The sequence below is a fragment of the Chlorobiota bacterium genome, assembly GCA_016710285.1.
GTDB lineage: Bacteria > Bacteroidota > Ignavibacteria > OLB7 > OLB7 > OLB7.
The window spans coordinates 4,332,450-4,352,953 of record JADJXR010000001.1; the positions used below are offsets into that span (position 1 = coordinate 4,332,450).

General features: G+C 55.8%; 21 protein-coding genes and 1 pseudogene. 11 read left to right on the plus strand and 11 right to left on the minus strand.

Translation table 11 applies throughout. From position 1 onward, the window contains the following. Positions 1-23: 23 nt before the first annotated feature. The 4 genes from IPM61_16295 to hslU all read left to right on the plus strand — a co-directional run bounded on the left by IPM61_16295 (position 24) and on the right by hslU (position 6,081). On the plus strand, positions 24-683 hold the full coding sequence (locus tag IPM61_16295; protein ID MBK8912865.1) for an SIS domain-containing protein: 660 nt from the start codon (positions 24-26) through the stop codon (positions 681-683). After that, positions 676-2,562, plus strand: a complete 1,887-nt coding sequence (gene dacB, locus IPM61_16300; GenBank protein MBK8912866.1) for a D-alanyl-D-alanine carboxypeptidase/D-alanyl-D-alanine-endopeptidase — start codon at positions 676-678, stop codon at positions 2,560-2,562. Before IPM61_16295 ends, dacB begins: the two co-directional genes overlap by 8 nt. 616 nt (positions 2,563-3,178) lie before the next feature. After that, positions 3,179-4,483, plus strand: a complete 1,305-nt coding sequence (gene rho / locus IPM61_16305) for a transcription termination factor Rho (GenBank protein MBK8912867.1) — start codon at positions 3,179-3,181, stop codon at positions 4,481-4,483. Positions 4,484-4,680: 197 nt separating this feature from the next. Continuing rightward, positions 4,681-6,081, plus strand: a complete 1,401-nt coding sequence (gene hslU / locus IPM61_16310; GenBank protein MBK8912868.1) for an ATP-dependent protease ATPase subunit HslU — start codon at positions 4,681-4,683, stop codon at positions 6,079-6,081. On the opposite strand, the gene IPM61_16315 is transcribed toward hslU, so the two are convergent. From IPM61_16315 to IPM61_16365, 11 genes and pseudogenes are all read right to left on the minus strand, one after another. Next, entirely contained in the window at positions 6,054-6,296 is a 243-nt protein-coding gene (locus tag IPM61_16315; GenBank protein ID MBK8912869.1) for a hypothetical protein, read from the minus strand. The genes hslU and IPM61_16315 overlap by 28 nt on opposite strands. A gap of 198 nt (positions 6,297-6,494) precedes the next feature. After that, entirely contained in the window at positions 6,495-8,312 is a 1,818-nt protein-coding gene (locus IPM61_16320) for an OmpA family protein (protein MBK8912870.1), read from the minus strand. 67 nt (positions 8,313-8,379) lie between these two features. After that, the gene (locus IPM61_16325; GenBank protein ID MBK8912871.1) at positions 8,380-8,907 is read right to left on the minus strand and encodes a hypothetical protein; all 528 of its coding nucleotides are present in this window, start codon (positions 8,905-8,907) and stop codon (positions 8,380-8,382) included. Between the two features lie 201 nt (positions 8,908-9,108). Beyond that, the gene (locus IPM61_16330) at positions 9,109-9,714 is read right to left on the minus strand and encodes a M20/M25/M40 family metallo-hydrolase (protein ID MBK8912872.1); all 606 of its coding nucleotides are present in this window, start codon (positions 9,712-9,714) and stop codon (positions 9,109-9,111) included. A 63-nt stretch (positions 9,715-9,777) separates the two neighbouring features. Beyond that, on the minus strand, positions 9,778-9,924 hold the full coding sequence (locus IPM61_16335; GenBank protein ID MBK8912873.1) for a hypothetical protein: 147 nt from the start codon (positions 9,922-9,924) through the stop codon (positions 9,778-9,780). A gap of 36 nt (positions 9,925-9,960) precedes the next feature. Then, entirely contained in the window at positions 9,961-10,167 is a 207-nt protein-coding gene (locus IPM61_16340; protein MBK8912874.1) for a hypothetical protein, read from the minus strand. Further along, complete coding sequence (mtaB, locus tag IPM61_16345) at positions 10,164-11,519, minus strand: tRNA (N(6)-L-threonylcarbamoyladenosine(37)-C(2))-methylthiotransferase MtaB (GenBank protein ID MBK8912875.1); 1,356 nt, start codon at positions 11,517-11,519, stop codon at positions 10,164-10,166. Before mtaB ends, IPM61_16340 begins: the two co-directional genes overlap by 4 nt. A gap of 397 nt (positions 11,520-11,916) precedes the next feature. Continuing rightward, on the minus strand, positions 11,917-12,279 hold the full coding sequence (locus IPM61_16350) for a hypothetical protein (GenBank protein ID MBK8912876.1): 363 nt from the start codon (positions 12,277-12,279) through the stop codon (positions 11,917-11,919). A gap of 83 nt (positions 12,280-12,362) precedes the next feature. Next, positions 12,363-14,486, minus strand: a pseudogene (locus IPM61_16355) (N-6 DNA methylase). A gap of 179 nt (positions 14,487-14,665) precedes the next feature. After that, complete coding sequence (locus IPM61_16360; protein MBK8912877.1) at positions 14,666-15,001, minus strand: hypothetical protein; 336 nt, start codon at positions 14,999-15,001, stop codon at positions 14,666-14,668. After that, a complete protein-coding gene (locus tag IPM61_16365; GenBank protein ID MBK8912878.1) occupies positions 14,955-15,275 on the minus strand; it encodes a hypothetical protein in 321 nt (106 codons plus the stop codon). The genes IPM61_16360 and IPM61_16365 overlap by 47 nt, the downstream gene beginning before the upstream one ends. A 1,019-nt stretch (positions 15,276-16,294) precedes the next feature. Between IPM61_16365 and IPM61_16370 the strand changes: the two genes are divergently transcribed. From IPM61_16370 to IPM61_16400, 7 genes are all read left to right on the plus strand, one after another. After that, positions 16,295-17,338 carry a hypothetical protein gene (locus IPM61_16370; GenBank protein MBK8912879.1) on the plus strand — a complete coding sequence of 348 codons (1,044 nt, stop codon included), beginning with the start codon at positions 16,295-16,297 and terminating at the stop codon, positions 17,336-17,338. A 183-nt stretch (positions 17,339-17,521) separates the two neighbouring features. Then, positions 17,522-17,881 (plus strand): hypothetical protein, encoded by a 360-nt coding sequence (locus tag IPM61_16375; protein MBK8912880.1) that lies wholly within the window; start codon positions 17,522-17,524, stop codon positions 17,879-17,881. 125 nt (positions 17,882-18,006) lie between these two features. Further along, positions 18,007-18,219: a hypothetical protein gene (locus tag IPM61_16380; GenBank protein MBK8912881.1), complete on the plus strand. Its 213-nt coding sequence runs from the start codon at positions 18,007-18,009 to the stop codon at positions 18,217-18,219. 24 nt (positions 18,220-18,243) lie between these two features. Then, entirely contained in the window at positions 18,244-18,573 is a 330-nt protein-coding gene (locus IPM61_16385) for an OsmC family protein (protein MBK8912882.1), read from the plus strand. Beyond that, positions 18,555-18,716 (plus strand): hypothetical protein, encoded by a 162-nt coding sequence (locus tag IPM61_16390; protein MBK8912883.1) that lies wholly within the window; start codon positions 18,555-18,557, stop codon positions 18,714-18,716. Before IPM61_16385 ends, IPM61_16390 begins: the two co-directional genes overlap by 19 nt. Positions 18,717-18,898: 182 nt before the next feature. Next, positions 18,899-19,249 (plus strand): dihydropteroate synthase, encoded by a 351-nt coding sequence (locus tag IPM61_16395; GenBank protein ID MBK8912884.1) that lies wholly within the window; start codon positions 18,899-18,901, stop codon positions 19,247-19,249. Positions 19,250-19,927: 678 nt separating this feature from the next. Next, positions 19,928-20,188, plus strand: coding sequence for a hypothetical protein (locus IPM61_16400; protein ID MBK8912885.1), 261 nt, complete (start codon positions 19,928-19,930; stop codon positions 20,186-20,188). Positions 20,189-20,504 lie beyond the last annotated feature (316 nt).

Sequence of the window (20,504 nt, forward strand, 5' to 3'; positions counted from 1 at the left end):
GTGCGTGGCCAACCGCAACAACGATGCGTTCCCGCGTGGCCGCTTTCAATGCACCGTCTCCCGATCATCAATTCCCAACTCCCGCCTTGGCATTCAATATCCAACATTTTTTTGAAGAGTCATTCCGCGAAAGCGCAGAAGTGAAGCTGAAGACGATTGAGGCTTGCTCCGGGCCGATCCTTGCTGCCGTGGAGGCGATGGCGGCCACGTACCGCAACGGCGGGAAAGTGCTGTTCTGCGGCAACGGCGGAAGCGCGGCCGACAGCCAACACCTTGCCACCGAGCTGATGATCCGGCTGAACCACGATCTTCAACGCCCTGCGCTTGCGGCAATCAGCCTTTGCACGGATCCGTCAAACCTTACGGCTGCCGGGAACGACATTGGCTTCCAGAATGTTTTTGCACGCAACGTCCAGGGCTTGGGGCACGCTGGCGATCTTCTGGTGGCAATCAGCACAAGCGGGCGTTCGCCCAACGTGGTGCTGGCGGTCCAGATGGCGCGAAGCCTCGGGATGAAATCTATCGGGCTGCTTGGCGGAACCGGCGGAACCCTGAAGGACCTGTGCGACGTTTCTATCATTATCCCCTCCAACAACACTCAGCGGATTCAAGAAGGCCATATCACCGTGGGGCACGTCCTGTGCGAATCTGTTGAACAACTGCTGTACGGAAACCATGCGTAAACCTCTGAACCTTCTGCTGTGGACCTCGATTCTTTCCATCCTGCTTGGCATTATCGCCGCCGGCACCGATGCCGCCGGGGCAAAACCCGCTGGACTTGCCCCCTCGGCAGTTAGCAGCAGCGACTCGGCAAAGGCGTTGGAGAAATTAGCAGCCGATTTGAAAAACCTGATTTCCTTACCCCAAGAATTGCAAGCCGGGCGCGTTGGTGTGGTTGTCCATTCCGTTACCCGCAACCATGGCCTGTTCGCGCTGAACCCTGACCGCGCGCTGACCCCTGCTTCCACAACAAAAGTCGTTACCTGCTTCACCGCCTTAAGCGAGCTTGGCCCCAACTACCAGATTAACACCATCATTGCCAGCGATGCCAAGCCAAGCGATGGAGTGGTGCAAGGGAACCTGTACGTGAAAGGATACGGGGACCCGTTCTTGGCCGTCAGCGATCTTGACGCGCTGGTGGACCAAGTCACCAGCGCCGGAATCCGCCAAGTGACCGGCAACGTTGTGGGCGACGGGACCTTCTTCGACAACCACTCCGACCGTTTCGACTACAGCGGCGATGCCGATGAGGTTGAGCCAGTCCCGCCAATCCACGCGCTGACGATTGAACGGAGCCGGTTCACGGTGATCGTCTCCTCGCCACGCACGCCGGGGCTTCCTTGCAACGTGCAAACGTTCCCCCGCAGCAACGGAATTGAGATTGTCAACACAGCGGTTTCGGTTGCCGCACCGGCACGCCGCAGCGGCGGAAAAAGGGGGAAGAAACGGAAAGCGGATCTGCTGATGCCAATGCAACCAAACCAATGGCAACGCTATGGCGACCAGTTTCCGATTGTGGATTCCGAGGAACTTCAGCAACGGAAGAAAAAAAGCACCAGCAGCGCAGCAACGCAACGGGGGAAGAAGCCTGCAGCAAAACCATCCTCCAAAAACAGAGGGGGGGCAAAGCAGGCCGCAAAAGTGAGCAAGGCCACCACAAAAGGGAAAACCGCGCCCGCAGCTTCACGGAAGGCACCTTCAACGCCCCCCGCAGCAGTCACGGCACGCAACGGAATCAACATCAGCGTAACCAGCCGGAACGGGAAGCAGGTGGTGACAGTCAGCGGGACATTAACAGCCAACCGAACGGTCAGCAATCATTATGAGATGAAGAACCCAGCAACGATTGTTGCGGGAATGGTCCACGACCGGCTGCGCCTGGCCGGGGTCGCCATTGGCGGGACCACCGTTAGCGGGGCAACCCCAGCCAACGCCCACACGATAGCCACCAACAGCCGCCCGTTGACTGAGGTACTGACCTACGTGATGAAGAACAGCAACAACTTCTTGGCGGAATACACCTTCAAGATTATCGGCGGGGCAAACGGCGGGCGGACGGAGACGGCAAAGAAATCGGTGGAGAAAATCCAGCAGCGGATGAGCCTTGCGAAGGTTCCGTTCCAGCAGTGCGTGGTGAACGATGGGTCCGGGTTATCGCGCCGGAACTGCTTGTCGGCGGCGGCACTTACCGGGATTATGAACGCAGCACACAGCAACCAGAAAATCTTCCCAACCTTCTACTCCTTGCTCTCGGTTGCCGGGGTTGATGGGACCCTGCGCCGCCGAATGCGCGGGACCCCAGCTGCAAACAACGCCCATGGAAAAACCGGAACCCTGCGGAACGTTGCGGCCTTAACCGGATACGTCACCACGCAGGATGGTGAGCTTCTCAGCTTTGCAATGCTGATGAACGGTGGCAACGTTGGCGGATACCGTGCGGTCCAGGATAAATTGGCGGTGCGGCTTGCCTCGTTCAGCTACGCCGAAGCGTTGGATTCCGCGGCCAATTTGCAGGTGGCCGCGCAGCCCAACACGCCAGCGGAGGCCAAGGCAAAGCGGTAGCAGGTAACAATGCGGGGCCGAACGGTGTTTATTACACACGTCCATTGCGGCCATATCCGAACGGGGCGGCAGCGATTCCGCCCCTGGCTGGTTGGAATAATTTTATGTAACGGTGGGGCAGAACTCCACAAAGTTCTTGCCAGTAATGGGTTGCTCTGTTCATATTTGCGGCGTTCATAGCATCCGCCATCGAACCTCCGCCTATTCTCCTGACCTATCGGAACTCCAGGCTTATAGAACGTATCCAGCGAACACCGCACGGTGCAGCACCGCCGAATCTTCCTGACGTACTTTTCATTTGACCAAGATTTTTGACATGATGTGCATCACGCATGGCCTGCCAATGCATATCGCCGATGCTTCGTAATGCCCACGGTGGCGGGACCGAAATCGTTCGGGTGAAGTGCCACAGGTTTTTGCGGCCTACCGCGCCACGCCAATGCACGCCAACGATTGCTTGCTCCATTTCACACTCCAATGCTGAAGAAGAACGCCATAGTTCTGATAAAAACTCCATAACAGACCGAGAGAGAGGAAAATACCCTGCCTCCCCATAGCGGGTATCCTTCCAAACAACCAAGACTACCAGACAACACACACAATTCATATTCACACCATGCCAAGCAAAGAAGAGGCAACGGCGACCAGCCTGCTGGACATAGCAGAGCTGAAAGCAAAACGGATTGCCGAGCTTACTGAGATCGCCAAGCGGCTGAACGTTCCTGATTACAGCAGCTATCGCAAGCAGGAACTCATCTTCAAAATTTTAGAAGCCCAAAGCCAAGCCCAACGCCAAGAAGGCCGCGACAACGGCATCAACTTCTCCGAAGGTGTCCTTGAGGTCCTCCCCGATGGCTACGGCTTCCTCCGCTCCAGCGATTACAACTACCTCCCCTCCCCCGACGACATCTACGTCTCCCCCAGCCAAATCAAGAAATTCGGGCTACGCACCGGCGACACCGTCAACGGCCAGGTCCGCTCGCCAAAGGAAGGGGAACGATTTTTCGCACTGCTGAAAGTTGAGCAGGTGAACTATCAATCGCCCGATGTGATGCGGGACCGCACCATTTTCGACAACCTTACCCCCCTGTACGCCAACAAAAAACTTCTGCTGGAAACCACCCCGGGCGAGTTCTCCATGCGGATCATGGACCTGCTAACGCCAATCGGAAAAGGGCAGCGCGGGCTGATTGTCTCGCCACCAAAATCGGGGAAAACCGTGCTGCTGCAGAAGCTGGCCAACGCCATTGCACGCAACCAACCCGATGTAAAGCTGATCGTCCTGCTGATTGACGAACGCCCCGAAGAAGTTACCGACATGGAACGCTCGGTCCAGGCCGAGGTGATTAGCTCCACCTTCGACGAACCACCGGAGCGGCACGTCCAAGTTGCCGACATGGTGCTGGAGAAAGCCCGACGATTGGTGGAAGCAAAGTTCGATGTGGTGATCCTGCTTGACTCCATCACCCGCCTTGCACGCGCCCACAACACTGTGATCCCCCACTCCGGCAAAATCCTTTCCGGCGGCGTTGATGCCAACGCGTTGCACAAACCCAAACGGTTCTTCGGCGCGGCCCGCAACATCGAGGAAGGTGGGTCCCTTACGATTATCGCCACCGCATTGGTTGACACCGGCTCACGAATGGATGAGGTGATTTTCGAGGAGTTCAAGGGAACCGGCAACATGGAAATCATCCTTGACCGCCGCCTTGCCGACCGCCGCATCTTCCCCGCCTTCGACGTTGTTCGCAGCGGAACCCGGCGCGAGGACCTTCTGGTGGAAGCCACCGACCTGAACCGCATCTGGATCCTTCGCAAAGTAATCAGCGACATGACCCCGATGGAGGCAATGGAGTTCCTGCTGGATCAGATGCAAGGGACCAAATCAAACAAAGAATTTATGAAGTCCATGAACTCCTAAACCGGAGTTCACAAGCCCCGGGCGTTGCTGGCTTGATTGAAGGAGGCAGCTTCGCCAAAGGGGCAACATCACCCGTTATCGTTTCGTCAATGGTAGGCCGCGGGCGCACGCGCAAGCAATGCCCCGGCCTGCTTCGCGCGCCAGCGCGAAGCACCAAAACCAACAACACCACGGATAGAAGAACGAACCAGCAGACAATGAACACAGTATCATCACCGCGACACGCAGCTGAGGAGTTGACCCCAAGCCAGATTGTGGCGGAATTAGACAAGTACATTATCGGCCAGCACAACGCCAAGAAATCGGTGGCGATTGCCTTGCGGAACCGCTGGCGGCGGCAACAAATCGGGGGGGGCATGCGCGAGGAGATCATGCCGAACAACATCATCATGATTGGCCCAACCGGGGTCGGGAAAACCGAAATCGCACGGCGGCTTGCGCGGCTTGCCAACGCCCCATTCCTGAAAGTAGAAGCCACCAAGTTTACCGAGGTGGGCTACGTTGGTCGCGACGTGGAATCTATCGTTCGCGACCTTACGGAAATCGGCGTGGCGATGGTCAGGGCCGAACACAACGCCCGGCTGCATGAGCAAGCCGCAACGCGGGTGGAAGAACGATTGCTTGATTTGCTGCAACCCCGCAACGTCAGTTTCAACCTCCCCTTTGCTGCGCCCGGGGCCCAAATCCACACCCCTGATTCGGCAGCGCGGAAGGCCGAACGCGAGAACCTGCGCCAACGCCTGCGCAACGGCGATCTAGATGGCATCCAAGTGGAGATGGATGTGTACGACGACTCGCAAGCCTCGCAAATGGCCGCAACGTTCAGCAGCCTTGCCGGCGATGAGATGGGCCGGAACCTTCAGGAAATGATGAGCAATATGCTCCCGAAACGCTCGGTGCGCCGCACGATCCCCATCAGCGAAGCACGCCGCCATGTGATGGCCGAGGAAACCTCCAACCTTGTGGATAACGAGGCATTGATCCGCGAGGCCATTGCCCGCGTGGAGAATTCCGGAATCGTCTTCCTTGATGAGATTGACAAAGTTGCCGGCGCCGGAAGTACCAGCGGCCCCGACGTCTCGCGCGAGGGGGTCCAGCGGGACCTGCTTCCGATTGTGGAAGGAACCACCGTCAACACAAAGTATGGGCCGGTGAAAAGCGACCACGTGCTGTTCATCGCTTCCGGCGCGTTCCATATCTCACGGCCAAGCGATTTGCTGCCGGAGCTTCAGGGTCGCTTCCCAATTCGCGTGGAGTTGGACTCACTAACGGCTGATGATTTTGTGGAGATTCTCACCCGCCCAGAAAACGCCCTGGTGAAGCAATACAAAGCTCTGCTGGCAACCGAAGGGTTGGAGATAGTCTTTACCGAGCCTGGCATTGAAGCGATTGCAAAAGTTGCCGCCGAAGTGAACGAGGAAGTGGAGAACATCGGCGCGCGGCGGCTGCACACGGTGATGACCAATTTGCTGGAGGAAGTGTTGTTCAATGCCCCCGACAACATCCAGGACCAGACCATCACCGTCACCCCCGAGCTGGTTCGCAAACGCCTTGAAAGCGTCACGAAGAATCAGGAACTGAGCAGGTACGTGCTGTAATTCCCTTCTTGCCCGGCATTCACGCCCGGCATCCGGCGCAAGCACCAAACAACATGGCGCAACCGAACAATCTTGTGGTTCGGTTGCGCCATTTCGTTTGGCCGCAATCGTGCAATCCCGGAAACGCACGGGCGGCATCCATCACCCGCGCCCCCCTGCTTCGCCGCAAGTGGGTTCGCGCCCCCCCAATGCTGGGGGGAAATGGGTTCTGCCATTGCCCCCTTTCTCTCTGGGCCTCACGCCTCCGATGCCAGCCCCTCCCCCAGCATTGGGGGAGGCGGGGAGGGGGCTTGCTGCGGTGGCGGGTTGGTAGCGGCCCCGATGAATCGGGATTGATAACAGGTCTTTAGCCTGCCCAGTCAGAAGACGCCGAAGGCTAAAGACCTTCGGCTACCCTTATTCTTATCACCCCATCAATCACACGTCCGCGCAACCTTGATGGCGATGCGGCGGTTTTGGCGGCGGATGGATTCCAACGCTGTTGGCTCCATCGCCTTTGCTTCGGGGGAGTTGGGGATTGGTTCCGGCACGGCATTTTGGCGGCTGCCGTAGCCAAGCGTCAGGTCAATTTTGTTGGAGTCAACCCCTTGCCCCACCAGCCATTCTTTCACCCGCAGCGCACGCTTATCGCTTAGCTCCTGGTTCCGTTGCTCGCTCCCCTCGCGCGAGGCGTGCCCTTCGATGATGATCGTCAGCCCCGGGCATTGATTCACGTAGGCCAGCACCTTCGCTAAATTTTCCGTCGTCTCCGTCCGGCCAAAATCGAACTGGTCGCTATCCACCAAAAAGTAGATGCTGGGGAAGCTGGTGACGGCACCCACTTTTGGCGGAGCCGGGCATCCGCGGCGCTCGCGAACGCCCGGAACCAACGGGCACTCATCGTCGCCGTCGCCAACGGTGTCGGCATCGGTGTCGGGGTTCAGCGGGTTGGTTCCGGCGCGCAGGATTTCCTCGCCATCGCTTAGCTGGTCGCCGTCGGTGTCTTTTTTTCGCGGGTCGGTTTTTCGCTGCTGGACCTCCTCCCCGTCGGTGATTTCATCGCTATCGCTATCGGTCAGCAAAGGGTCCGTGCGGTAGGTTGTCACCTCTTCGCCATCGTTCAGCCGGTCGCCGTCGGTGTCGGGGTTCAGCGGGTCGGTCTTGTAGGTGTGGAGTTCCTTTCCATCCTCCAGATTGTCGGCATCGCTATCGGGATTCAGCGGGTTGGTGTTGGTTTCCAGCACCTCCTCCCCGTCGTTCAGATCATCGCCATCGGTATCCACCACCAGCGGGTCGGTTTTCCGGCTGACTTCATCGCCATCGCTCAGGCGGTCGCCGTCGGTGTCGGCGCGGTTGGGATTGGTGCGGTGGGCAAGCAGCTCGGTGTCGGAGCGAAGCCCGTCGCCATCGGTGTCGGGGTTGGTTGGGTCGGTTCCGTGGCGGCGGACCTCGTCGGGGTCAGGAAGGTTATCGCCATCGGTGTCGGGGTTGCATTTGTCGGAGCCGATCCGTTCTTCTTCGCGGTCAATCAATCCATCCTTGTCGCAGTCCAGTTCGCCAAACACGTAGTAGCTGATTCCAATCGAAAGGGAGGCCAACGGATCATTTCCCCCTTCGGCAAGGTCATCCAAGTAATCGCTGAAAACCAGCCCAAGCGTCGCACGCCCGTTCAGCACCAGCTTGTCATCCAGATAGTATTCCGCACCAACGGAAAGGGGGAGTTGCAGCGCGGTGAGGTTGTAGCCGTTGTTGAGGTTGTTCGGCAGCTTCACCCCGGAAGCATCGGTTGTTGGATTGAAGGAAACGATCCCCAGCCCAGCCGCCACAAACGGAACAAACCGCTGGCCCGGCTGGAAGTTGTAGGAACCAAGCAGCGCGAAGTGATTCAGCGAAAGGTTGTTCGTCCCCTCGCGTGGAAGCGGCGGGGTTGTGTTGGGGTAGAACCCCGTGCCGATTCCGCCGCCGGTTGCGCCGAAATAGTTCGGGAAGTTGGCAAGGTCCTGGTTGGTGAGGGATTGGGTGACACCGCTAACCCCAGCAACGCCATGCAGCGAGAACGCGGGCTGGATATTCCACCGCAACGAAAGCTGGCCACCAAGCCCAAACGGCGTTTCAGAAAAATCGGAGAAGAGCGTTGTGAGCGATGCCCCAACGCCAACAGCAACGCGGTTCTCGCCCGTTTGTGCCCAAGCATGGATGCCGCAGCAAGAGAGGGCAAGAATCAGCAAAAGGGAATGGAGAGTTTGGCGCATTGGTTTGGAGGTGGGTTGGTGGATTGACTTCAACGGAGTGCCCTTTGGTGGAAGTTGAGCCACGCCATTATTCCGCCATTTGCAGCAGCAGAACGATTGGATTCCATGCCAGCAAGCATCCCCACGAATATCCAACATAGCGAAGCACCTCACTTACCGTTGTTTGCTTGGTAGCCTGCAAATCAACCTCACCAGGCGAGTTGGCGTTGCCTTCCTGGTCCGTGGCAATTATCATGTCCGAAAAGAGCGTTGACTCCGTTTCTTGCTGCTCCATCCATGCCAGCGAAAGCACCATTGTTCGGCTAAGAAGAACGAACCGAAGCCAAGCAAGCATCATCAACACCACCACCGCAATTTCAATGGCAATGCTGACCATCGTAATCCTGTTTCCGCTGTTTGCGCCGTTGGAATAGACCGAAGCTCCATCTTCCTCCATCGAAACAGGAAGGAGGTTGAAATAGAAGTGATTCTCGCCGCATGAAAGCGCGGCCATGTACGATGTCCACCCCAACAGCACCAGCAAGCCAAACCATACCGCGATTCCAAGCCACCGCGTGTGCTGGTTTTTCTGGGTTGGTGAAATCTGTTCCGCCATGCTGACCTCCTGTGAAATAGCCTTACTTGATGATGCCGGCAAATCTACTTTTTCCTTGCCACTCTGATGCCCCGGGAAATGTAGCATCCCCGATGCAGTCGTTGAAGGTAGCCGAAGGTCTTTAGCCTTCGGCGCCATCTTCGGTCCTCGGTCCTCGGCAGGCTAAAGACCTGTTATTAATCCCGACGGAGGTCGGGGCCGCTACCCCGACTTCGTCGGGGCCGCTTCCCTTCCCCCGACGAATTGGGCCACCAACTCCACCACTCCTTCTGTCACCGACAAATTCACCGTGGGTGGAAGGTCGCGGCGGGTGTGGTAGGTGGGGTTGCGGGGGCGCAGGCCCGTTGCACGCCACGGGGTGCAGCTTTCCATGAAGAGGACCGCCGGGAAGCCAGCGTTGGCAAACGACTCATTATCGCTGTGGCGGCATGGTGCGATTGTGGCTGCGATCGCCAGCCCCGTTTTCAGCGAATCGTTCAGCTTCCGCAGCAGCGCGGCCAGGGGGCGGGACCGCGCATCGGCAAATAGCATTGTCTGGGCATGGTTGGGCGACCATCCCACCATATCCATCACCACCACGCCGCGAACCTTCTTCCCTTCCCGCCGCAACCAATTGGCAACCGCACGGCTTCCGTGATGATGCCCGGCATACTCAGGATTTTTTTCTTCGGCATTGCTGGCAACGGCAATCAGGGTGTAGCGTGGTTGCGCGGCGGCAACCTTGCGGACAACCTCAATCAACGCCGCAATCCCCGATGCGTTGTCGGTTGCGCCGAAGCCGGAGCCGTTTCCCAACGGGCTTTCCATCCTGGGTCGCGGCTGGCGGAGGCATCAAGGTGGGCGCAAAGAACCACAACGGAATCGGTTGCCCTACACCACGGCAACCACGTTGGCCAGCCGTCCATCCTTTCCGTTGCGCCGCGGCGTGCCAAAAGGTGTCAAGCCGCACGGAACGCGCAAGGCGTGCAGCTGGCGGAAGATGTAGCCAACGCTCCACCGGTTTCCCCGGGTGAACACCACGCGGCTGTTGGTTCCCCCTGCATTGGCCAGGAATCAATATGGGCGGCAAGGCGTGCGCGAAGCGGTGGCAAAGATTCGCGCAGCAGCGGCAGTGGTGGAAGGTTGGGGCGGTTTGGCGACGGAGGTCGTCTGGATTGATTCAGCAGCCGGGCCTCCACTTCCCTTCTGCTCCATCGGTTTGGAAACGCAGGAGGCAAGAAGCAAGGCTCCAACAAGCCAGGTCCAATTCCGGCGGATCATGTCCCGCAATAATTCACCACCGGGAGCACCGGCAGCATTGCCGAAAGCTGGGCATTCACCACCGCGCCGGCGGCGTAATTCCCGTTGAACTCACCCACCCGAACATCAACAATCTTCCCAGCAAGCGCGGGGTGGAACGGCACGCCAACGCGGATGTAGTTGTCGGTGTAACCCTCAATCATTCCCTCCATCTGGCGCGACTCGAACAGCACCGGGCGGATCTCCCCTTCGTGGGTCGCAGCAAACTGACCCCGTTTTTTTTCGGAAAGGATGCGAAGCCTTCGGGTGCGGTCGCGGCGTTCCCCCACCGGGACCGCTCCGCCAAACTCCGCCGCCGGCGTGTTCTGCCGCTCGCTGTAGGTGAACACGTGAAGGTAGGCAATCGGAAGCTCGTTCAGGAAGGAGTAGGTTTCTTGGAAATGCTCCTCGGTCTCGCCGGGGAATCCCACAATTACATCAACGCCGATTGCAGCGTGGGGCATCAGCCGCAGGATGGTTTCAACGCGGTCGCGATAGACGCTGCTGCGGTAGCGGCGGCGCATCTTTCCCAAAATTTGATCCGATCCACTTTGCAGGGGGATATGAAAATGGGGGAGCATCCGGTCGCTGGCCGAAGCAAGCTCAATGATGGGATCGGTAAGAAGGTTTGGTTCGATGGAGGAAATTTTCAGCCGCTGCAACCGTGGCACCTCGTGAAGCCGCAGCAGCAAGTCCAGAAATGACTCCGCCCTCCCCTTCCCAAAATCCCCCACGTTCACCCCGGTGATAACGATTTCTTGATAGCCCGATTCCACCAGTTGGCACGCCTGGCGGAAGGCTTCCTGGATTGGTTGGCTGCGGCTTCCGCCACGTGCCAGCGGGATGGTGCAGAAGGCGCAGTTGTAATCGCATCCATCCTGCACCTTCAGGAATGCGCGGGTGCGGCTGTCCCCTTCGCCGGTGAATGCCGGGCCGAATCCGGTTGCCTCGGCAATTTCGCCAACGGCAATCCGGGGCGTTTCCTCTTTTTGGAAATCGCCGCAATGCTCAAAAATCTGGAACTTCTCTGCCGAGCCAAGAACCATGTCAACGCCATCCATCGAGGCAATTTCTTCCGGCTTCAGCTGGGCGTAGCATCCGGTGACGATCACGTAGGCATCTGGGTTGGCGCGCAAGGCGCGGCGGACCACTTGGCGGCATTCGCGGTCCGCGTTTTCGGTGACGGTGCAGGAGTTGATGACCACAACGTCCCCCCCTTCCGACAACTCCACCACCCGAAACCCTTCACGGCGGAAGCGTTCGGCAATGGTGCTGCTTTCGGCATAATTCAGCTTGCACCCCAGCGTATGCAGCGCAACGGTTTGCTTATTCATGGGGCAAAGATAGGGGATCGCCAACGGTTAGGATGTAAGGTGATCCCCCTTGTTTCTTCAAAGGTTGTTATCGCTTTCACAGGTCAGGGTTATCCTTCCCCCTCCACTATTGCTATCTCTTCATCGGTTAAGCCATACAGCTCATAGACTAACCGGTCTATCTTCTTGTCAGTTTGCTCTATCTGGCGTTGAAGAAAGGATTTGTCTTGGGAGGTTTTGGCTCGTTGATAATCACTCTTAAGATCAAGAATTTTTCTCTACATACTGTGTGACACTCTTTTGTTCCGTATTTTTTGGCAACGGGATTTTCTTAGTTACAGGAGAATCGAAGTGCATTGTTCGTATCGCTTTAGAAAAATGAAACGATAAACATACCAAGAAATTAATTTGCTATTAATTATTCCCAGTAGAAAATAATTACCGATTCCCCTTTTGGCCTTAATTGATTTACCGTGTCAAGGATTACAATGTTTTTTTGACTTGATATAGTAGCGATAATCTGAACACGGTCTATTGGATTCTGAATATGAGCAATAATATTTTGTACAATTACAGAATTATGATCTATAAAATTTTTATCATCAACAAGAAATCTTTTATCTACCCAGCCCTTAATAAGCTCTGTCTCGATGCCATATCTATTTATTTGCTTCCCACCAATAACTTTATAATCACATTCCTGATTTATTATTTTTGACTGAAGCATTGCTCCTCTTTGATTTATAAATTCATCGTTAATATATTTATTTGATGAAATCATCTTTAAAGCAATTGATAATTCAGTTTGAGAAATTGAATTAAGAATGAAATCGAATTTCTCACACATTTTTTTATCTATGTTGCCTAATTCAATAATTTTTCCCCAGATCGTTTTCCAGAAATGTACGTGTGTGATTGAGCATTTCGATTTAAATAGATTACCTGCTCTGTCTTAACTTCTTTCCAAACTTTTGACACATCAATCAGGGTTTCAAGGTATGGGAGAATGACTTCTCTTGTTTTCTTCCAATTTGATGCATATGCAAGCGTTTTAGGAACAATAAAAGCACCAATAGAATTTTTCGATAGTAATTTTCGTAATTTCATGACTATAAACAATGCAGCGGTATCATTATTACCTATTTGAAATTTTGCATCTAAGTATTGTCTTTCCAATGCGGTTAATTCTGCTCCATACGGTGGATTCCCAATAACCGCATCAAATCCTCCTTGTTTCATTATTTCTGGGAATTCATCCTCCCAATCAAATGCGTTAATGCGTTGGCGTTCGGCAAGGTTAAGATTTGCATTTGCCGGATTATCGTAAAATCGCTTCCAATCAGGCTGTTACCGCATTTAATGTTATTGCCCAAATCAGGCAGCACACGGTCGTGCATTAATTGTAGTTGCTTCCCTATTGTCTGTTCGTCTTCGCCTTCCAACATTTTCAATAACAAACTCAATTTCGTCACTTCCACTGCTTGGCGGTCAATATCAACGCCATAGATATGAGTGAGGAGTATCCGCTTTTTCTCACTTGTAGTTAATCGCCAACTTACTCTATTCTTACTTTCGTCTGCTCTATCAGCGACAACTACCCGATAGATTGGAGAATTCTTTTGTTGTGCCAATTTTTCTGGCTCGTGATTCTCATACCATTCTCGATACCATTGCAACAGGAATTCATACGCAACAAGCAAAAACGATCCCGAGCCACACGCAGGGTCTAAAATTGAAATAGAATTTACCCCTTCCGGTATTGTATTTTTTGCGCGAGCGTCCGAGCGTCCGAGCGTCCGAGCGTCCGAGCGTCCGAGCGTCCGAGCGTCCGAGCGTTTATGATGTTCCCCACGGTGTTTTTGACAATGTACTCGGCGATATACTCTGGGGTGTAATACACACCTCCGGCCTTCCTGACCTCCGGTTTCTCCTCAATAGTAGCCTGATGCTTATCGTCAAGAAGGATCACTTTCCCCAAGAACTGCTCATAAACTTGACCAAGTATGCTGGCAGGGATCACTGAAAACTCATAGGGAGAATCGGGGTAATAGAGACGACGGAAAATTTCCTTCAGTACCTTGTCATCAATCTGGAGTTCGGGAGTTAGTTCGTCAGGCGATTCCGATTGCCCCTTCTCGCGCCGGAAATGGAACAATCCACTGTTGTAGCGGGCATCAGCTTGCTGAAAGAGCTGCATCAACCGTGGATACACGTTTGCCCCGTTCTTTAATGCCTGTAGCCGCCCATATTCCTCAATGCCGCGATCTTCGCAAATGCGGAGAAAAATGATGCGGTCAATGGTGCGTTGCACTGCATCGTTCAACTCGGCTTGAGTAAGAAGGGCATTCCGTTTGGCAATATCCTCAGCATTTCGCGCCAGCCCTCAATCTCTTTCAGGAAGGCATCATCAACCTGCTCAGTCCCCCGTTTGGTTTTTGATTTCTTTGCAAAGGCATCTAACGAACCACCCAACACTGCCGTGCGGCTGAAGATATTGGAGAACTCTTCCCACGTATCGGCAAGTTGCTCAAAGGTGAAATACTTGATACGAGCAACCGAAGCACGGTCCAACCGGTCAGGGCTGATGCGGCAGTCGTAGATGGCGATTTCCTCAAAATCACTCAGAATGCTCAACGGGAGTTTTGCGCTCCAAGCATAACGGCGTAGTTGGTAGGCTGGCGCAATATCATCCTTGATGTTTACCGAAGGCTTTTTCGCTTCCAGAAAGAATTTCCGTTTGCCACCGATACGGAAGCAGTAATCGGGAGCCTTAGTGGCACCATCAACTTTAATCTGATCCTCGTGTACCACATCGCGGTCGTTCTCTGATTCTCCTGCACGGTTGGCCATGTCCCATCCAAGTAGCTCAAAGAGGGGGTTGAGATAATCAATCCGAAGCTGGGTTTCGTTGAATCTTCCTTTGCGGTAGTTATCGCGATTGTGATTGAAACGTTCGACAAGGCTCAGGAGTTGGGAGGGTACAGGCATGGCAAATGGGAAGGTCTAATGACTTGATGGACTTGGCAGCCAAAGATATTGGATTCACCCTTACCTGCTTCCTAATCTCATAGATAAAAGAGGATGATCTATCTGGTCATAGGACATTGGAACCATCTCGATACTGCAAAACAGGCATCACTTCCCTGTCTTTATACTCCCCTATTTCCTCACACTCCCCTCCTCCAAACTCCAGAACAGCAGTACCATTCTTGCGGTTGCAGGCCGAAGGATTCGGCAAGGTGGAAGAATGCTTGCTCAAGCTGCAAGTACGTTCGGCGGGTTCCGATGGTGGCGGGGATTTTGGCAATTGCACCGCAGCCAAGCATATGCTTCAGGATGTGGCGGTCAATCATGGCAAGGTCAGTGTGGCCGATATTCCGCAGCAGGTGCGAGGCTTCTTTCCATCCTAACCCGTTCACATTCTTCACCAGCCACTCCCGTTTTGCTTGGGTCGGTTCACTGCTTGCCAGCTGGTCGGTGATCTGCTGGCGGCGGGCGGCCACCGCCGCAATCGCTCCCTTTCTGGTTGTGGAAACGGATGTAGTGGCCGGGTCGCGAAGGATTGGCGTGGGTCAAGCTCGGTTTCGGGAAATCAAGCTCCATCAGCCGCGCCATTACCTTCTGGGCGTGCTCGGCTTTGGATTGGGGCGTAAGCAGGCAGAAGCAAAGCTCCATCAAATACTCGGTTTCGGGGACCTGTTGGAACTGCTGCAATCGTTCGGCAATGGTGGCGGCGTGGCGGCGATAATGCTGGCGGTAGCGGTTGGGAAGATTCATCGGTGATTCATGATGATGAATAAATTCAGGATACTATGGCTGGGTTCTGGCAAGACGCACTTGGTTTCTCTATCTTGCGCCACCGTTTCCGACGGGTCCGCCTTGCTGACCAACTGCTAACTCTATCCAGCCGGCCACACCAGTGTGGCCAGGAGCAACATACCGATGAGAACAAAAGTACTCCGTGCCGTCCTCTCTGCTGGGCTGCTGCTGTTTGCCGCCGCCACCGCCGTGCAATCGCAAATTGGCATCACCAACGGGATACCGTACAACAGCAGCATTCTTGACACCGCTGCCAGCCCCTATCTGCCACAGCTGCCGCAAGGTCCGGCGGGGCAGCATGGTTTTTTGAAGAATGATGGCAAGGGTGGGTTCGTCTTCGACGACGGCACGCCTGCGCGATTCTTCGGGGTGACAATGCAGCTTACCGCCTGCTTCCCCGACAGCGCCAACGCAATCGTGATGGCCGCGCGGTTGCGGAAACTTGGGGTGAACCTTGTGAAGTTTGAGTATTTCGACTTCTCCTACAATTGGGCCGCAGTCTATTCCTTCCTTGACCCCGCCACGGGGTTCCGCAGCATCAACGAAGTGCAGATGCGGAAGCTGGATTGGTTTATCTACCAGCTGAAGCAGCGGGGAATCTATACCGCGCTAACGGTGCAAGCGGCCCGCGCACCACGCCGCGAAGATGGGCTTGGGTGGCTGGCCGATTCCGCGCTTTACTACGGCTTAGGGTTCAACTACCTCTATCCAGAAGCCAAAGCCACCCACAAACTGATTGCCCAGTTGTTGATGGAACGGGTGAACCCCTGGACGAACATCGCCTACAAGAACGACCCGGCAGTTGCCATGGTCGAGCTGTATAAACAAGGTGGGTTGATCCCGTACTGGAGGGCGAATTATATCACCCACAACCCCAACACGTACTCCTTCAGCTACCACCACAGCCGCCGGCTGGACACGTTGTTCGCGAACTATCTAAAAGCAAGATACGGATCCACCAACGTGCTGAACACCGCATGGGCAATGGCCGCGCCGCAAGGTGGCTTCCCAATCGCACGGAAGAATCCAGCTTTGAAGGGGACTTTGACCGCGTGTGGGACATCAACGCCTACAACGAGACGACGATCAGCAAAATCTTGACCAGCGACAGCGTCCCCAACGGAAAATATGCCCTGACGCTGCGGGTAAGAAACAGCTCGGGAGGAATTTATACGGCCTACATGAGGCAGCTTGTGCAGGTTGGGTTCGACACATTGTACATGCTGACCTACAAAGCCAAAACCAGCAACCCGAACGGAACGGCGATGCTGATTGCCGGTTCGCAATCAAGCGACGGTGCTGGCGTTGGGTTGGCTCGTCAGGCCACGATCAATCCATATTGGAAGGAAGACACCGTGTACTTCCTTTGCCCGATCCGAACCACCGCACCGTCAGTGATAGGATTTTACTTTGGCGCGACCAACGACGATGTCAGTTTTGACGACATCAAGCTGCGCCCCGCAGTTACCCCCGGGTTGCTTCCTGGGGAGGCAATCGAGAACGCCACCATCACCCGGATACCCTGGAATAATGGTGCGAACTACATCCTGAACAGCAAACGAATCCAGGACCAATCGGCTTTCTATCTGGACCTGCAGAAAGAGTATTTCGAGGATGTGAAACGCTACCTTGCCGGAACCGTTGGCGTGCGCCAGCCGATCAGCGGAGCCAGCTACTTCTGGGCCAGCAACTTCATGGAAACGCCAGCCCAGCAGAATATGGACTTCGGTTTGTCGGAAGCGGGATGGGACTACAACGAGAATTTGGATGGAGAGAAATGGCGTATCCGAAACTACTCCTACTTGCACAACCTGGGATACGCCTACTCGCTGTACAATCTTACCATGAACGCATTGCAGAACCAGCCCTACATGGCACTGTTTTCCCACCCGTTCCCCAACCGCTACCAAGCCGAGTCCATGCTCTATCTTCCCGCGTATTCTTCGCTGCAAGATTGGGACGGGGTGATGTGGGATATTTCGCCAATGCCAGCAATCCGCTGCTCCGCGGAACACCATTGACAGCTTGGATTATTACTCCATCGTCAAAAACCCTGTGCTGAACGCGCTCCTTCCGGCTACGACATCGGTTACCCACAGGTTGCCGACGGCGAGCTGATAAGCGACACCCGCGAAATCAACTGGCGAACCGCCACCTACGACCTTAGCCTGAACGCCCCGCGGGTCCAAGGGGCAACCGGATATTTGGGCCGCTCGGAAAACATCATCCTGAAGAACTTGGAGATTGACCTGCACAGCGGTAACGAGACCAGCACCTTCCTGTGGGTCTCGAACGATACACTAGAATTGGGCAAGCTGGGATCTTCGCTCCTGGTGATTGCCAGCCGCACCGAACCAACCGGGATGGTCTGGCTTGACACCACCTACGCTTCGCAGTGGGGCGCGGGGCCAATGGTGATTGATCCCGTCCGCGCAACACTCACCTTCAAGATGGACCCTTTCGTCACCAACTTCGCAATCGTCCCACTGGATGCCGAAGGAATGCCAACTGGGAACGCCGATTCAAGCAACCTGCAGCGGCAAATTCTTCACGGTAACCATTGACCAACGCACCACAAAAGCAATGTGGTACGCCATCGAAACCGCCAACATAACAGCGGCACCTGGCGAAGAATACGCCGCTGGTTTGGCCATCACCGCATTCCCGAGCGTCACCGCCAGCCGGACGTTTGTGGAGATTCGCACGCCTTCGGACGGCGGACGTTCGGGTGGAGCTGTTCAACAGCATGGGCCAGCGCGTGGCAACTCCATTCCAAGGGGAAGTGAAGGGCCGCGAATCGGTTCGCGTTGATTGCAGCACCCTTCCCGAAGGAAGCTACCGCCTGCGGCTCCGCACCGAACAAGGGGAAAGCGCAACAACCGGGCTGGTAATTGTACGATAGCACAACCAATGGCTGAACTGACCGATGACTGAGACCTTCACGGCAACAATCCAATGGGAGCGGAACGGCGCAACGTTCGCCGACAACCGCTACAGCCGCGTGCATGAATGGACGCTTGATGGAGGGGAGGTGGTTCCCGCCTCCGCCTCTCCATCATCGGTTCCCCCACCCTTCTCATCCCCGAACGCCGTTGACCCCGAAGAAGCATTGGTGGCCGCAACCTCCAGCTGCCATATGCTCTGGTTCCTATGGCTGGCAGCACAGGAAGGGCTGATTGTGGAGAGCTACACAGTACGCGCACGGCATTCTGGAAGCGATGAAACCGGCACAATCCGATTCACCGCATTGCCCTGAGGATTTGCATCCAATTTCAGGGAACCCAGCCCACCCCACAGCAGCTTCAGGAACTTCACCATGCCGCCCACAAGGCTTGCTACATTGCCAACACGTTGCAATGCCCGGTTATCGTGGAGGATGCAGGGGAACTGGGCGCGTAAACGCTGCGTGCGCTGGCTCGCTTCCCTGCGGGGACGTTCCACCATCCATCAACCACCAACCCACCAACGTTCAACCCAAAGAAATGCTTGTGGCGGAACAACTCTTTCAGCAGCTCTTTTCAGCACCATTGCTGGCAACGTCGCCAGAAACGTTGCCACCGGCAGGGCGGCTTGGCCGTGCGATGCCGTGCATCATGGGGATTGTGAACGTCACGCCGGACAGTTTTTCGGATGGCGGGGCGTTCCTCCGTGCCGATGATGCCGTTGCGCACGGGCTGCGGCTGCTGCAGGAAGGGGCTGATATTCTGGACATTGGCGGCCAGTCAACGCGCCCCCCCGGGGCCGATTACGGAAGCGGAAGCCAAGCCGTCACCCGAAGAAGAATTGCGGCGGTGATGGTTCCGGTGATTGAGGGGATTCTGCGAAACCGCCCCGATGCCATTATCTCCATTGACACCATGAAGCCGGACGTTGCGGCGGCGGCGGTGGCGGCTGGCGCAGCAATCATCAACGATGTCAGCCGGCCAGCATGACCCGGAATTCCGTGGGGTGTTAGGCTGCGCGCCGGCGTTCCGACATCCTGATGCGGCCACAACCCCGACCACACGCCCCGCAGCCGAGCCCACTGCCACGACGTTGTTGCCGAAGTCCGCACGTGGCTGGCGGGGCGGATTGCGCTGGCGCGGGAAGCGGGGTGGCCAGACCGCCGATTGCGGAATCGGGTTCGCGAAAAAGGATTTGCGGAGAACTGCCAGCTGCTTGGGAGCATCGCCAGCTGCTGGCGTTGGGTTCCGTTGCTAGTGGGCGCGTCGCGGAAAGCGTTCATTGGCCGATTGCGCTGGGCGGGGTTCCGCTTCAATGCAGCGGTTGTTCAGGATCTAGCGCCCCCAGATTGCCCGTTGCCAACGGCGCGTCCATCATTCTGCGCCCACGACGTTCGCCCAGCCCGCGATTTTTCGCCGTACGTGCAGAGGGCCGGGTAGGAAGGTTAGCCCCTTGCCTCTCCTTCTGCCGGAACGGCTGGGCCCAACAATTGGTAGCGCGGAGGGTTTTGGGGAGCAGGGATGCAGCTTTATCATTGCGAAATTTCCAGGAAAGTAATGGATACCGTTCCGTAACTTTGCGGCCTGAGAACCGCAGCCCTTTATCAACTCCTTTGGACTTCTTTCTATCATTGGCGGCATTGTTGGCTACATTCAGGGAGATACCCCGTGGTCGCGTTGCTGATTGAGGTATGCCGGCGGTTACTGCTGCTGATTAACGGCCTTGCCATTGCAGAAAGGCTCACGCCGTGCCGCGATGCTGCTGCTCACTTTCGCTTGCGATTGGCGGCTACTTTGGGTTCGTTACTTCGCCGATGGCGCAGGGAGTTCCTATCCGGCTGGATTGTCGGCGGTGTTGGCGGCGCCATTTCACTGCTGGCAATCGGGATTGTGGCGGTGCAACCCACCGAACGGAAACGGATTTTCTAAAGCTGGCAGCGTGCATCCACTCAATTTTGAGCAGCCCTCCCCAGACTGCTTGCCATCCGGTGGCAGGATGAAACAACGTCAACCATTTCCACAACCTTACTCCCGCCAGCATTGCCCTTGCACAAACTGCCGTTCCAACGCACACTTGGACGATTCAACGAACGGACGCAGCCTGCCACCCAATCCATGACCACCATCAGGAGCTGGTGCTGATTGGAAGCCGCCAGTTGCAAAGATCATTTTGGGAGGACGGGCATCAGTGGGGATTGTGCAACTGGGAAATGCTCCGAACCCTTGCCGACCAGAAGCTGCCGGT